Raw genomic sequence first — 14,007 nt, forward strand, 5'->3', positions numbered from 1 at the left:
ACCCCGCCACAGGGAGTATCGCGGCGGATTGAAGAATGACCGGTATCAGTTTCTGGCTGAACGGAGTTGAAACCCAAATCCCGGAGGCCGAAAGCCCCACCCGGACGCTGCTCGACTGGCTGCGCGATACAGGCGGGCTGAAAGGCACGAAAGAGGGCTGCAACGAAGGCGATTGCGGCGCCTGTACCGTCATCCTGCGCGACGAGACCGGCGCCCGGGCGGTCAATGCCTGCATCCTCTTCCTGCCACAACTCAAAGGCAAAGCCATCCGCACCGTCGAAGGCATCACCGGCCCCAAAGGCGAGATGCACCCCGTCCAGCAGGCCATGATCACCCATCACGGCAGCCAATGCGGCTTTTGCACGCCGGGCTTCATCGCTTCGATGGCAGCCGCCCATCTGAATGGCGACCGGAACCACGATGACAGCCTCGCCGGCAATCTCTGCCGCTGCACCGGCTATGCCCCCATCATCCGCGCGGCCCGTGCGGCCGAAACCGCAGAAATCCCGCAATGGCTCGAAGAAGACGCCAATATTTTCTGTCCGGAAATATCCTCGGGGGGTGAGGCCCGTCCGGGCCGAGGGGGGCAGACAGCCCCCCTCTCGCCCACAACCACAGACGCCCTCGCCGCGCTTTACGCCGCCACGCCCGAGGCCACCCTGATCGCTGGTGCCACCGATATCGGCCTTTGGGTCACCAAACAGCTGCGCAGGCTCTCGCCGGTCATTTTCCTGAACCAGATCAAAGAGCTGCAAGACATCACGGCAACGACCGAAGGGATGCGAATCGGCGCCATGGTCACCATTACCCGCCTGCGTGAAGCGGTGAAAACCAGCCACCCCGGCCTCGCAGAGCTCCTGCGCCGCTTCGCTTCGGCCCAGATTCGCAACACCGCCACGATCGGCGGCAATATCGCCAATGGCTCGCCCATCGGCGACGGCCCGCCCGCGCTGATCGCCGCAGGGGCAATGCTGCATCTGCGCCAGGGCGACACCCGCCGCAGCCTCGCGCTTGAGGATTTCTTCCTCGATTACCGCAAACAAGACCGGCGCCCCGGCGAATTTGTCGAGGCGATCACCCTGCCCGCCGCCCCGGATCTGAGCTGCTACAAGGTCTCGAAACGCTTCGACCAGGATATTTCCGCGCTTTGCGGCTGTTTCAATATCACGGTAACCGGGGGCCGCATCTCCTCTGCCCGCATTGCTTTTGGCGGCATGGCCGCCATCCCGAAACGCGCGCGCGTGGCGGAGGCAGCGCTTATCGGCCAGGACTGGAACGAGACGACCATCCGCCGCGCGATGCGGGCCATGACAGAGGATTACCAGCCGCTTTCCGATATGCGCGCCTCGGCCGGCTACCGGCTTACCGTCGCGCAAAACCTCTTGCTGCGTTGCTATTTTGAGCGTTCCGGCGTGGAAACCTCGGTGCTGAAGGTGGCACCATGAGCATCGGCAAACCCCTCCCCCATGATTCTGCGCCTTTGCATGTGGCGGGAACCGCGCGTTATCTCGACGACATCCCCTTGCCGCAAGGCGCGCTGCATCTGGCTTTTGGCCTGGCCGGCATCGCGCGCGGGCGGGTTGAAAGCATCGACCTCGCGCCGGTGCTGGCCGCGCCCGGTGTCGTCCGGGTGATTACGGCGCAAGAGCTGATCGCCGCTTTCGGCGCTGTGCCGGATTGCTCGCCCTCGACCCATGACGAGCCGCTGCTGAGCCCGGATGCGATCCATTTCCACGGCCAGCCGCTGTTCATCGTGCTGGCGGAAAGCCATCTCGCGGCGCGGCGGGCGGCGCGGCTGGCCCGCATCGACTATCACGAGGAAATCCCGATCCTGACCATTGAAGAGGCGCTGAAAGCTGACAGCCGCTTTGAACAGGGGCCAGTGATCTGGGCGCGGGGCGATGCGGCGGCGGCGATCGCAGCGGCGCCGCAGCGGATCGCGGGCCGCTTCCCGGTCGGCGGCCAGGAACATTTCTACCTTGAGGGCCAGATCGCGGCGGCGCTGCCGCAGGAAGACGGGATGCATATCCTGTCCTCGACCCAGCATCCAAGCGAGATCCAGCACAAGGTCGCCCATGCGCTCCATCTGCCGATGGCCGCGGTCCGGGTCGAGACAAGGCGGATGGGCGGCGGTTTCGGGGGCAAGGAAAGCCAGGGCAATGCGCTGGCGATTGCCTGCGCGGTGGCCGCGCGCCTGACCGGCCAGGCCTGCAAGATGCGCTATGACCGCGATGATGACATGGTCATCACCGGCAAGCGCCACGATCTCGAGATCCGCTACGAGGCGGGATTTGACGATGAAGGCCGGGTGCTTGGGATCTCGGTCACGCATCTCTTCCGCTGCGGCTGGAGTCAGGATCTGTCTTTGCCGGTGGCGGACCGGGCGATGCTGCATGCCGATAACTGCTATTTCCTGCGCGATATCCGCATCGAGAGCCATCGGCTGAAGACCAATACAGCCTCAGCCACCGCCTTTCGGGGCTTTGGCGGACCGCAGGGGATGATCGGGATCGAGCGGGTGATGGATCATATCGCCTTTACCCTCGGGCGCGAGCCGCTGGAGGTGCGGCGGGTCAATTTCTACGAGGCGGCTGTCGCGGCAGCGGAGACGGAGGGCCAGCCCCGCGGCATGAACCAGGAGCCGGGGGGCCAGCCCCGCAGCATTTACCAGGAGCCGGGGGGCCAGCCCCCCGGGGCCCCCCGGAGTATTTCGCTCAAGAGGAAGGGAGAGATTCAGACCACGCCCTATCAGATGCCGGTTGAGGACTTCGTCGGGCAGGAGCTGGTGGCGCGGCTGGTGCAGAGTTCGGATTATCTGGCGCGGAAGGCGGAGATTGCCGCCTGGAATGCGGGGTCACAGGTTCTCAGGCGCGGGATTGCACTGACGCCGGTGAAATTCGGCATCTCTTTTACGCTGACATGGCTGAACCAGGCGGGCGCGCTGGTACATGTCTACCAGGATGGCTCGGTGCATCTCAATCACGGTGGCACCGAGATGGGCCAGGGTCTGAACCTCAAGGTGGCCCAGGTGGTGGCAGCGGTCTTCGGACTTGAGGCAGGCGATATCCGCATCACCGCGACCGACACGGCGAAAGTGCCCAATACCTCGGCTACGGCGGCCTCGTCAGGGTCGGATCTGAACGGGATGGCGTCGCGCGAGGCGGCGCTGGTGATCCGGGGGCGGATGGCCGCGTTTCTGGCCGAAAAGCACCAGGTCGCGCCGGAGGCGGTGCGGTTCCAGGACGGGCTGGTGCGGGTGGCGGGCGAGGAATATCCCTTTGCCAGGGTCGCGGCCTGGGCCTATCAGGCGCGAATCCCGCTGTCTTCGACCGGCTTCTATGCCACGCCGAAAATCACCTGGGACCGGGTGAAGGGCCAGGGGCGGCCGTTTTTGTACTTCGCCTATGGCGCTGCGGTCAGCGAGGTGGTGATCGATTGCCTGACCGGCGAAAACCGGATTTTGCGCACCGACATCCTGCATGACACCGGATCGCCGCTGAACCCGGCGATTGATATCGGCCAGATCGAGGGCGCCTATGTTCAGGGCGCGGGCTGGCTCACGACCGAAGAACTGGTCTGGGACGGCAAGGGCCGGCTGATGACCCATGCGCCCTCGACCTATAAGATCCCGGCCTGTTCCGACCGCCCGCCTGTCTTCAATGTGGAGCTGTGGAACCGGCCCAATCGTGAAGCGACGGTGGGGCGATCAAAGGCAGTGGGCGAGCCGCCTTTCATGCTGGGGATCTCGGTCCATGCCGCTTTGTCGGCGGCTGTGGCGGCCTGTGGCGCAGATGGCGGGGATGAACGGGTCTGGCCCGATCTGGCGGCGCCGGCGACGCCGGAGGCGGTGCTGGCAGCGGTGGAAAGGGTCAGGCGCGATGTTTGACGCAGGCGCCCTGCGGGCAACAATTGCGGACCATGGGCCGGTGATCCGGGTGGTGATCGCCGGACATCAGGGGTCTTCCCCGCGCGAGGACGGGGCGGCGATGCTGGTCTGGGAGGGCGGCCAGCAAGGCACGATCGGGGGCGGCGCGCTGGAATTTCTCGCCGTGAGCGGGGCGCGGCAGATGTTGGCGGGGGCCGGGAATGGCGGGCTGAGGCGCCATGCGCTTGGGCCGGGCCTCGGGCAATGCTGTGGCGGCGTGGTCGATCTTGTCAGCGAGCTTTGGGATGAGACGCGGCTTGCCGGTGTGGCCGGCCCGGTCGTTGCGCGCCCTTTCAGTCCGGAAGCGGGCGCGATGCCTTTCCGGGTTCGTCGTGCCCTGGCCCGGGCGCGCAATGGCCAGGGCTGGGAGGGCGGCCCGATCTGCGCCGGCGGATGGCTGGCAGAGCCCCTGAGCCCGGCGGCCAGCCCGCTCTGGATCTGGGGGGCGGGCCATGTCGGACGGGCACTGGTCGCGGTGCTGCAACCGCTTCCGGATTTTGCGCTGACCTGGATCGACACGGCGCGCGCGCGGTTTCCGGCCCCCCTGCCCGAAGGCGTCGATGCGGTCTGGGCGGAGGATCCGGCGCAGCTGGTGCGTCACGTGCCACCGGGCGCCGACCATCTGATCGTCACCTTCTCGCATGCCCTGGATCTCGATCTCTGCCATCTCCTGCTGGGGCAGGAGGTGGCGGGAATCGGGCTGATCGGATCGGCGACGAAAGGAGCGCGGTTTCGCAGCAGGCTCCTGGCCCTTGGGCATAGTGCGGCTGAAATATCGCGCATCACCTCGCCGATTGGTGATATGAGCCTTGGCAAACACCCTCAGGCCATTGCGGTTGGTGTGGCGGTGCAACTATTGAAACGGAAACGGGAATCCGGATTGACCTCCGGGTCGGGCGCGGTGGAAAGGGCGGGGATCACGGATGACAGCCGGTTCGGATGAGCTTCTGCGGCTGGAGGGTCTGACCAAGGCCTATCCGGGTGTCATCGCCAACAGCGATGTGTCTTTCACCATCCGCGCGGGCGAGATTCACGCGCTTCTGGGCGAAAACGGCGCCGGAAAATCGACGCTGGTGAAGATGATCTATGGCCTCGTGCGGCCCGACCAGGGGCGGATGACCCTGCGCGGCCAGCCCTATGCGCCGGCGCGGCCCGCCGAGGCGCGGCGTCTTGGCGTTGCGATGGTCTTCCAGCATTTCAGCCTCTTTGAGGCGCTGACAGTCGCCGAGAATGTCGCCCTCGGGATGGAGGATCCGCCGCCGATGCGCGCCCTTTCCGCGCGGATCCGCGAGGTTTCCGAAGCCTATGGCCTGCCGCTTGATCCGGGCCGCAATGTGGGCGACCTCTCGGCGGGGGAACGGCAACGGGTCGAGATCATCCGCTGCCTGCTGCAAGATCCGAAGCTTCTGATCATGGATGAGCCGACCTCGGTTCTGACACCCCAGGAGGTGGAGATCCTGTTTCGCACGCTCCGGCAGCTGGCGGCGGCGGGGACCTCGATCCTTTATATCAGCCATAAGCTGGAAGAGATCCGGACGCTCTGTGATGAGGCGACGATCCTCAGGCGTGGCCGGGTGGTGGCAACCTGCACGCCGCGCGAGCGGTCGGCGCGTGAGATGGCGGAGCTGATGGTGGGCGCCTCGCTGGCGGTGCCGGCGCGACGCAAGGGCCAGAAGGGCGAGATTGCGCTGGAGGTGAAAGATCTGTCTCTGGCCTCGCCGATCCTCTTCGGCACTTCCCTCAAAGCAGTGGGCTTCAGCGTGCGAAAGGGTGAAGTTCTGGGGATCGCCGGGGTTGCGGGCAATGGCCAGGACGAGCTCTTGCTGGCGCTGTCGGGCGAAATACTGGCGCCGGCAGGCGCGATCCGGCTTGGCGGAACCGGGATCGGCACGCTCGGCCCGGCCCGGCGGCGCGCGGCGGGGCTCGTGGCCGCGCCCGAGGACCGCTACGGCCATGCGGCAGCCCCGGATATGAGCCTTGTCGACAATGCCTGGCTGACCGCATCGGTGCGGATGGACCTCTCGGATCGCGGCTTTATCCGCCGCGCCAGGACGCGCGCCTTCACCGAAGAGGTGATCCGCGATTATGATGTGCGGACACCGGGGCCAGATGTGGCAGCGCGGGCGCTTTCGGGGGGAAATCTGCAGAAATTCCTGATGGGGCGCGAGCTGAAACAGGGGGCCGATGTCATCGTGATCAACCAGCCGACCTGGGGGGTCGATGCCGCAGCAGCAAGCGCGATCCGGCAGAAGATCCTCGATTGCGCGGGCCATGGCGCGGCCGTGGTGGTGATCAGCCAGGATCTCGACGAGCTGATGGAGATCGCCGACAGCTTTGCGGTGCTGAATGAGGGCCGTCTCTCGGTGCCGCGCCCGGTCGAGGGGCTGAGCACCGAAGAGATCGGGTTGATGATGGGCGGGGCCCATGGGATGGAGGAGGCGCATCATGCGACCTGAAGCGCCGGCATCGGCCAGAGGACCGATTTCTGCACAGAAATCGTGCCAATTCCTGTGCAGGAATTGGTCGGTGCGGCAGGCGGGCGGGGGCGTCCCATGCTGAGGCTCGAGCGGCGCGCCACTCCGTCGCAGTTCTGGCTGTGGTTCACGCCGGTTCTGGCGGTTTTCCTGACCATGCTGGCGGGAGGACTGCTGTTTGCAGCCCTCGGCTCGAACCCCTTTACCGTGATCCGGACCATTTTCTGGGAGCCGCTCGCGGGGGCCAATGCCGCCTATTTCCGCGCCCAGCTCTTCATCAAGGCGGCTCCCCTGATCCTGATCGCGGTCGGGCTTGCCATGGGCTTTCGTGCCGGCATCTGGAATATCGGCGCCGAGGGCCAGTATATCATGGGCGCGATCATCGGCGCCTCGGTTGGCCTCGCCTTCTACCCGACAGAAAACCGGCTGATTTTTCCGGTGATGGTTGCGGCAGGCGCCTTCGGCGGCTGGGCCTGGGCCATGATCCCGGCCATCCTGAAAACGAAATTCAACACCAATGAGATCCTCGTCTCACTGATGCTGGTCTATGTCGCCCAGGCAATCCTCGCCAAGGCGGCGTTCAGCTTTCTGAGAAATCCCGACGGCATGGGCTTTCCCGGCAGCCGCAATTTCTCGACCTACCCGGCCGCGCGCAATGTCGATCTGATCGAGCGCAGCGGGTTCCACTGGGGGGCGGTGGCAGCGCTTGGCGTGGCGGTGGCGGCCTATGTGCTGCTGACCCGCCACGGCATCGGCTTTCGCATCCGCCTCGCGGGCCAGGCGCCGCGCGCCGCACGGTTCCACGGTGTCAGCCCTGCCCGGCTGGTGATCTTTTGCCTCGGCCTTGCCGGCGCGCTGGCGGGTCTTGCGGGGATCTTCGAGGCCAGCGGCCCCTCCGGACAGATCACCGATAAATTCGCCACCGGCTACGGGTTCACCGCGATCATCGTGGCCTTCCTGGGCCGGCTGAACCCGCTGGGGATCATCCTGGCCGGGCTTTTGATGGCACTGACCTATGTCGGCGGCAGCCTGGCCGAGTCGCGGCTGAACCTGCCCGCAGCCTCGATCCAGGTCTTCCAGGGCATGCTGCTCTTCTTCCTGCTGGGAGTTGATATGCTCACGAATTACCGCATCCGCATCGGCCGGAGCCTTCGCACAGGAGCGGGCGCATGATCATCGGTGGTCTTGATGTGGCGATCCTGCTCGCCTCGCTGATGGTGGGCGCGGTGCCGATCCTGCTCGCGGCCCTTGGCGAGACGGTGGTAGAGCGCTCGGGCGTCCTCAACCTCGGTGTAGAGGGGATGATGATCATCGGCGCGGTCAGCGGCTTTATCGCCGCCGTGACCTTGCAAAGCCCGGTGGCGGGCTTTGCCGCCGGAGCGGCCTGCGGCGCCGCCTTCTCGCTGGTCTTCGCGCTTTTGACCCTGGTGTTCCAGGCCAATCAGGTCGCCACCGGCCTTGCGCTGACCCTTTTCGGGATCGGAGTCTCGTCGCTGGCGGGTCAGGGCTATAATGGCATCAAGCCGCCGGTCACCACGCCTTTAGACCTCGGGCCCTTGCGCGATATTCCCTTCCTCGGCCCGATGCTCTTTCGCCATGACTGGGTGGTCTATTTCTCGCTGTTCATGGTGCTCGTCACCTGGATCCTGCTGAACCGCAGCCGGGCCGGGCTGATCATCCGCGCGGTGGGCGAGAATCACGAAGCCGCGCATGCGCTTGGCTATAAGGTCAACCGGATCCGGCTGTTCTGCATCCTGTTTGGCGGCGCCATGGCCGGGATGGGCGGTGCCTATGTCAGCCTGGTGCGGGTGCCGCAATGGACCGACAAAATGACCAATGGCGTCGGCTGGATCGCACTGGCGATTGTGGTCTTCGCCTCCTGGCGGCCCGGACGCGTGCTCTTTGGTGCCTGGCTTTTTGGCGGGCTGATGGTGCTGGGGCCGAACCTCCAGGCCGCAGGCTATGCCATTCCGGTCGAATATCTGACGATGGCGCCTTACGTCATCACGATCATCGTGCTTGTCATCATGTCCTCGGGTCGCGGCCGCAGCTTTGGCGCGCCGGCCTCTCTGGGACAGAATTTTCACGCCTCACGCTGAGGCATCTCTTGCCGGGGCCTGCCGCCCCGGCCCGAACGGGGAGACTACCCATGCAACGCAGAAACCTGCTGGCAACTGCCGCCCTCACCTTTGGCCTCGCGCTGTCAGGCGGCGCCGCCATGGCCCAGGGCCTGGAAAAGGTGAAGGCCTGCTTCATCTATGTCGGCCCGATCGGCGATGGCGGCTGGACCTATCAGCACCATCAGGGCGCCTTGGCCCTGGTCGAGGAATATGGTGACAAGGTCGAGATCGCCTGGCAGGAATCGGTCCCCGAAGGTGCCGATGCAGAACGCGCGATCACCCAGTTCGCGCTGGATGGCTGTAATATCATCTTCACCACCTCTTTCGGCTTCATGGATGCGACCCAGGCCATCGCGGCCCAGTTCCCCGATATCAAATTCGAGCACGCCACCGGCTTCAAGCGCGACCAGCCGAATGTCTCGACCTATGACGCACGCTTCTATGAAGGGCGCGCCGTCATGGGCACCATCGCGGGCCATATGACCAAATCGAACAAGATCGGCTATATCGGATCCTTCCCGATCCCCGAGGTCATCCAGGGCATCAATGCCTCCTTCATCCATGCGAAGAAGGTGAACCCCGATGTCGCCATGTCGGTGGTCTGGGCCTATACCTGGTTCGATCCGGCGAAAGAGGCTGATGCCGCCAAGGCCCTGATCGACCAGGGCGTCGACGTGATCCTGCAGCACACCGATTCCACCGCACCGCTGGCCGAAGCGGCCAAGGTTCCGGGCGTGATCGGCTTTGGTCAGGCCTCGGATATGTCGGCCTACAAGCCCAGCCCCCGCGTCTCGGCCATCATCGACAACTGGGCGCCCTATTACATCAAGCGCGTCGGCGCGCTGATGGATGGCACCTATGAGCAATCGGCGGCCTGGGAAGGCATCGCGGGCGGCGAAGTCGAGATCGGCGAGATCACCGAAGCCGTCCCGGCCGAGGTGAAAGCCGCTGCCGAAAAAGTCCGCGACGATATCGCCGCCGGCACCTACCACCCCTTCACCGGCCCGCTGAACAAACAGGATGGCTCGGCCTGGCTCGCAGAGGGCGAAGTGGCCGATGACGGCGTGCTCGCGACGATGAACTTCTATGTCGAAGGCATCACCGGCGACATCCCGAACCAGAACTGATCGGGGTTCTCCCCAAAGGCCCGCCGCTCCGGCGGGCCTTTTCATTGGCGCCGCGCGCTGCGCGACTGCCACCCGATGCGGCCGCGACAACGGGGCCGGGCTTGACTTCTTCGCATGAGGCGCGTTTTACCGGGGCCTGGAAAAACACCTCGGAAAGGGGACTGATGATGCACGCCTATCGCAGCCATACCTGTGCGGGCCTCGCACGCGCCAATGTCGGCGAAAATGTGCGTCTCTCGGGCTGGGTACACCGTGTGCGCGATCATGGCGGCGTGTTGTTCATCGACCTGCGCGACCATTACGGCATCACCCAGGTGCTGGCCGACAGCGACAGCCCGGCTTTTGCCGAGCTGAACAAGGTGCGCTCGGAATGGGTGATCCGCATTGATGGCCGTGTGAAAGCGCGTGACGAAAGCCTCGTGAACGCAAAGATCCCGACCGGCGAGATCGAGGTCTATGCGACCGGCGTCGAGGTGCTTGGCTCGGTTGACGGCGACCTGCCGCTGCCGGTCTTTGGCGAGACCGAATACCCCGAGGAAACCCGTCTCACCTACCGCTTCCTCGACCTGCGTCGCGAGACGATGCATAAGAACATGATCCTGCGCTCTAATGTCGTGCGCTGGCTGCGCAACGCGATGTGGGACCAGGGGTTCAACGAATTCCAGACCCCGATCATCACGGCAAGCTCGCCCGAAGGCGCGCGCGACTTCCTCGTGCCCTCGCGCCTGCATCCCGGCAAGTTCTACGCCCTGCCCCAGGCACCGCAGCAGTTCAAACAGCTGATCCAGGTCGCAGGCTTTGACCGCTATTTCCAGATCGCGCCCTGCTTCCGCGATGAGGACCCGCGCGCCGACCGCTCGCCGACCGATTTCTACCAGCTCGATATCGAGATGTCTTTCGTCACCCAGGAAGACGTTTTCGCCACCGTACAGCCGGTGCTGCAGGGCCTGTTCGAAGAATTCGGGGGGGGCCGCAAGGTCTATGCCGACTGGCCGCTGATTTCCTATCGCGACAGCCTGAAATGGTATGGTTCGGACAAGCCGGATCTGCGCAACCCGATTAAAATGGTCGATGTGTCGGAGCATTTCCGGGGCTCGGGCTTTGCGATCTTCGCAAGCCTCCTGGAAAATGAGGGCACCGAGGTCCGCGCCATCCCCGCGCCGACCGGCGGATCGCGCAAATTCGCCGACCGCATGAACGCCTTCGCCCAGAAAGAGGGCCTGCCGGGCATGGGCTATATCTTCTGGCGCAAGGCCGAAGATGGCTCGACCGAACCCGCCGGCCCCATCGCGAAAGCCATCGGGGCAGAGCGCACCGAAGCAATCCGCACCAGCCTTGGTCTTGATGTCGGCGACGCGGTCTTCTTCCTCGGCGGCAAGCCCGATGTGTTCGAATCCGTTGCAGGCCGCGCCCGCAACGAGATCGGCCGCGAGCTGAAACTGACCGAAGAAAACAGCTTCCGCTTTGCCTGGATCGTCGATTTCCCGATGTATGAGAAGACCGAGGAGGGCAAGATCGACTTCTCGCACAACCCCTTCTCGATGCCGCAAGGCGGGCTTGAGGCGCTGTCGGGCGATCCGCTGAACGTCTATGCCTATCAGTATGATCTGGCCTGCAACGGCTATGAGATCATCTCGGGCGGCATCCGCAACCATAAGCCGGAAATCATGTATAAGGCGTTTGAACTCGCCGGATATCCGAATTCCGAGGTCGACAAGCGTTTTGGCGGCATGGTCAAGGCGTTCAAATACGGCGCGCCGCCCCATGGTGGCTGTGCGGCGGGGATCGACCGGCTGGTCATGCTGCTGGCGGATACCACCAATATCCGCGAGGTCATCATGTTCCCGATGAACCAGCGCGCCGAAGACCTGCTGATGAACGCGCCCTCTGATCCGACCAATGATCAGCTGCGTGAACTCCGGCTCAGGGTGATCCCGAAGGACGCATGATGTATCAGGCCACGGTCCCCGTCTTTCGCCATTCCCTTTCGCGCATTGCGGATATGGTGGCGATTGCGGGGCCCGAAGCGCTGGACCAGCCCTTCCAGGACATGACGGCCCGCCAGCGATTTTCCATCGCGGCGGGCCTTTCCCTTGAGATCAGCTTTCCGCTGGCGGGGCGTGATCTGCCGGATTTGCCAGAGGCGCTCGGGCCGCGTCTTGCGGTGGCGCGGGCCTTGCTGGGCGGTATGAAGCCGAGCGAATTTGACCCCGACCCGTCTCGCAGGATCCGGCGGCAGATCAACGGGATCTTGCTGGATCTTTCGGCCGGTGACTTCCTGCATCTCTTTGGCATGCCGTCGTTTTTCTTTCAGATCACGCTTGGTTATGCCGGGCTGCGCGCGGCCGGTGTTGCGCTGAGCGAGGCGGATTTCAACGGGTTCGGCCCTCCGCTACTCTAAGGCCAGTCACACGCTGGAAATCAGTCCAGATCGCAGGGGCGCTTGCCCGCAGCAAGGACGCTGCCTAGCGTCGCTCTGGTCAGTCAATGGAGGGCGAGCAATGCAGAATGATCAGACCAGGACGGGACCGGTCTGGGGCGAAGCCCTGCCCGACTGGACGCCGCCGCCTTTGCCCGCGGGTCTCGCGCTTGAAGGGCGGAGCGTGCGGCTTGAGCCGCTTTCGGCCTGGCACCATGCGGCCGAGCTTCATGACAGTTTCGCCGGCCATGACCGGCTCTGGGACTATATGGGCTATGGGCCTTTCGCCACGGCTGCGGATTATCACCGCTGGACCGAAGCCTCTGAGGGCGACAGGGATCCGTATTTCCTTGTGCTGCGCGATCTGGAGACCGGACGGGCCGGTGGGGTTGCCTCTTTCCTACGGATCGCCCCGGACAGCGGATCGGTCGAGGTGGGCCATATCTGCATTTCGCCCGCTTTGCAGCGCAAGGTGGCGGTGACCGAAGCGATGCATCTGATGATGGGCTGGGCCTTTGCCGCCGGATATCGTCGCTATGAGTGGAAATGCAACGCGCTGAACCTGCCCTCGCGCAGCGCGGCGCAGCGGCTGGGCTTTGGCTTTGAGGGCGTTTTCCGCCAGCATATGATCGTGAAAGGTCACAGCCGCGATACGGCCTGGCTCTCGGTGATCGACAAGGAATGGCCGGCGCTGGAGGCAGCGCATATGGCCTGGCTTGATCCGTCGAATTTCGACATGGAAGGCCGGCAGAAGACCCGCCTCTCGGATCTGACACGTCTTTTGCTGGCAGTCCGCGATCCCGGGCTTTTGTGAACCGGGACGGGGCATAACGCGAAAGCTCCGGTCGGGCAGGTCTGCCCCTGGGCAGGTCTGCACCAGGCGGCGCGCCTGTTCCATCCCGCTCTTGCCGGAGCGCCGTTGAGCCGGCGCGCCGTTAGAAACGCCGTGCCGCTTTACAATTGTTTCGGCTTTCTTTCCGGCCCTGCCTGGCAGTGACTGTGTCGCGGCGGGGGCCGGACTGGCTCCGCGACAGACATGTCTGCGGGCGCGCGATAGACCACCCGGGGTGCCGCCCAAACCGGAAGGGCGTTCAGTGCCGCAGCACTCATCCGCCCCGCTCTCGCAGCAAACCGCGCCGGATGTCCGCCCCCCTCAGACCCGGCTCTGCCCCGCGCTGCCGGAGCTTTTACCAGGCGGAAGGAAGGCCGGCATCTGGCGGATCTTTTCGCTCAGGATCGCCCGGATGCGATTGGGATCGCCGTTGCGGCTGACCGCTTCAGCTGCGGATTTCAGCGCCTCATCGCCGCATTGCAGCGCGAGGCCTGACAGAAATCCGCGCAGCCAGTCGCGGGTGGCCTGCGCCGTGGGGGCAATCTGCAGCGCGGCCTCGGCAAGCCGCAGATCGTCACGCAGCGCCAGCGGGTCGGGTGCCACCGCGCCATTGCCTCCCCCGCTTCCAGGCGCGCCGCGCAGATGCCGGTCGCACAGATGCGCCAGCACCGCTGCCTGAAACCCGGCAAGATCGGGCAGCGGCTTGCCGAGATAGCCCGCAGCCCCCGCCCGCATCGCCCGCAGCCTGCCGTCACTGTCGGCGCTGGTTCCCAGCACCACCGGCCCGCCTGTCCGGCCCAGGCCGCTGATCAGATCTTCGCCCCGCCCATCGGGCAGGCCCAGATCGACAATCACCAGATCCGGCCGGTAGATCCCCAGATGCGCGGCTGCAACCGCCAGGCTTTCCGCCCGCCTGAGCCGCGCGCCCGAGCGCTGGCACATCAGCCGCAACGCCTCGCTGGCAAAGCGGCTGTCTTCCACCGCGAGCACCGTCAGCCCCCGCAGCGGCAGCGACAGGGCGACAGGCAGCAGGCCGGGCAGTTCCACCGGACTGGCGGGGAGGCGGCTGGCCATGGGGCTGATCCTTTCGCGGCAGCGGTCGGGGATGAT

General features: G+C 65.1%; 11 protein-coding genes. 10 read left to right on the forward strand and 1 reads right to left on the reverse strand.

Features of this window, described 5'->3' with window-relative positions; all coding sequences use genetic code 11:
* Positions 1-35: 35 nt before the first annotated feature.
* The 10 genes from xdhA (at position 36) to JC607_RS11140 (ending at position 12,879) form a co-directional block, all read left to right on the forward strand.
* The gene (gene xdhA / locus JC607_RS11095) at positions 36-1,445 is read left to right on the forward strand and encodes a xanthine dehydrogenase small subunit (RefSeq protein ID WP_198836991.1); all 1,410 of its coding nucleotides are present in this window, start codon (positions 36-38) and stop codon (positions 1,443-1,445) included.
* Entirely contained in the window at positions 1,442-3,886 is a 2,445-nt protein-coding gene (xdhB, locus tag JC607_RS11100) for a xanthine dehydrogenase molybdopterin binding subunit (RefSeq protein WP_198836992.1), read from the forward strand. The genes xdhA and xdhB overlap by 4 nt, the downstream gene beginning before the upstream one ends.
* Positions 3,879-4,868 carry a xanthine dehydrogenase accessory protein XdhC gene (gene xdhC, locus JC607_RS11105; RefSeq protein ID WP_198836993.1) on the forward strand — a complete coding sequence of 330 codons (990 nt, stop codon included), beginning with the start codon at positions 3,879-3,881 and terminating at the stop codon, positions 4,866-4,868. Before xdhB ends, xdhC begins: the two co-directional genes overlap by 8 nt.
* The gene (locus JC607_RS11110; RefSeq protein ID WP_198836994.1) at positions 4,849-6,381 is read left to right on the forward strand and encodes an ABC transporter ATP-binding protein; all 1,533 of its coding nucleotides are present in this window, start codon (positions 4,849-4,851) and stop codon (positions 6,379-6,381) included. The genes xdhC and JC607_RS11110 overlap by 20 nt, the downstream gene beginning before the upstream one ends.
* Positions 6,382-6,477: 96 nt before the next feature.
* Complete coding sequence (locus JC607_RS11115; RefSeq protein ID WP_198836995.1) at positions 6,478-7,572, forward strand: ABC transporter permease; 1,095 nt, start codon at positions 6,478-6,480, stop codon at positions 7,570-7,572.
* Entirely contained in the window at positions 7,569-8,498 is a 930-nt protein-coding gene (locus JC607_RS11120) for an ABC transporter permease (protein ID WP_198836996.1), read from the forward strand. The genes JC607_RS11115 and JC607_RS11120 overlap by 4 nt, the downstream gene beginning before the upstream one ends.
* Positions 8,499-8,548: 50 nt before the next feature.
* Entirely contained in the window at positions 8,549-9,646 is a 1,098-nt protein-coding gene (locus JC607_RS11125; RefSeq protein ID WP_198836997.1) for a BMP family ABC transporter substrate-binding protein, read from the forward strand.
* A gap of 167 nt (positions 9,647-9,813) precedes the next feature.
* The gene (aspS, locus tag JC607_RS11130) at positions 9,814-11,595 is read left to right on the forward strand and encodes an aspartate--tRNA ligase (protein WP_198837048.1); all 1,782 of its coding nucleotides are present in this window, start codon (positions 9,814-9,816) and stop codon (positions 11,593-11,595) included.
* A complete protein-coding gene (locus JC607_RS11135) occupies positions 11,592-12,047 on the forward strand; it encodes a DUF1993 family protein (protein ID WP_198836998.1) in 456 nt (151 codons plus the stop codon). The genes aspS and JC607_RS11135 overlap by 4 nt, the downstream gene beginning before the upstream one ends.
* Positions 12,048-12,147: 100 nt before the next feature.
* On the forward strand, positions 12,148-12,879 hold the full coding sequence (locus tag JC607_RS11140) for a GNAT family N-acetyltransferase (RefSeq protein ID WP_198836999.1): 732 nt from the start codon (positions 12,148-12,150) through the stop codon (positions 12,877-12,879).
* A gap of 339 nt (positions 12,880-13,218) precedes the next feature.
* On the opposite strand, the gene JC607_RS11145 is transcribed toward JC607_RS11140, so the two are convergent.
* A complete protein-coding gene (locus JC607_RS11145; RefSeq protein ID WP_198837000.1) occupies positions 13,219-13,971 on the reverse strand; it encodes a response regulator in 753 nt (250 codons plus the stop codon).
* Positions 13,972-14,007 lie beyond the last annotated feature (36 nt).

It is taken from the genome of Paracoccus sp. IB05, from assembly GCF_016405985.1.
Lineage (GTDB): Bacteria > Pseudomonadota > Alphaproteobacteria > Rhodobacterales > Rhodobacteraceae > Pseudogemmobacter.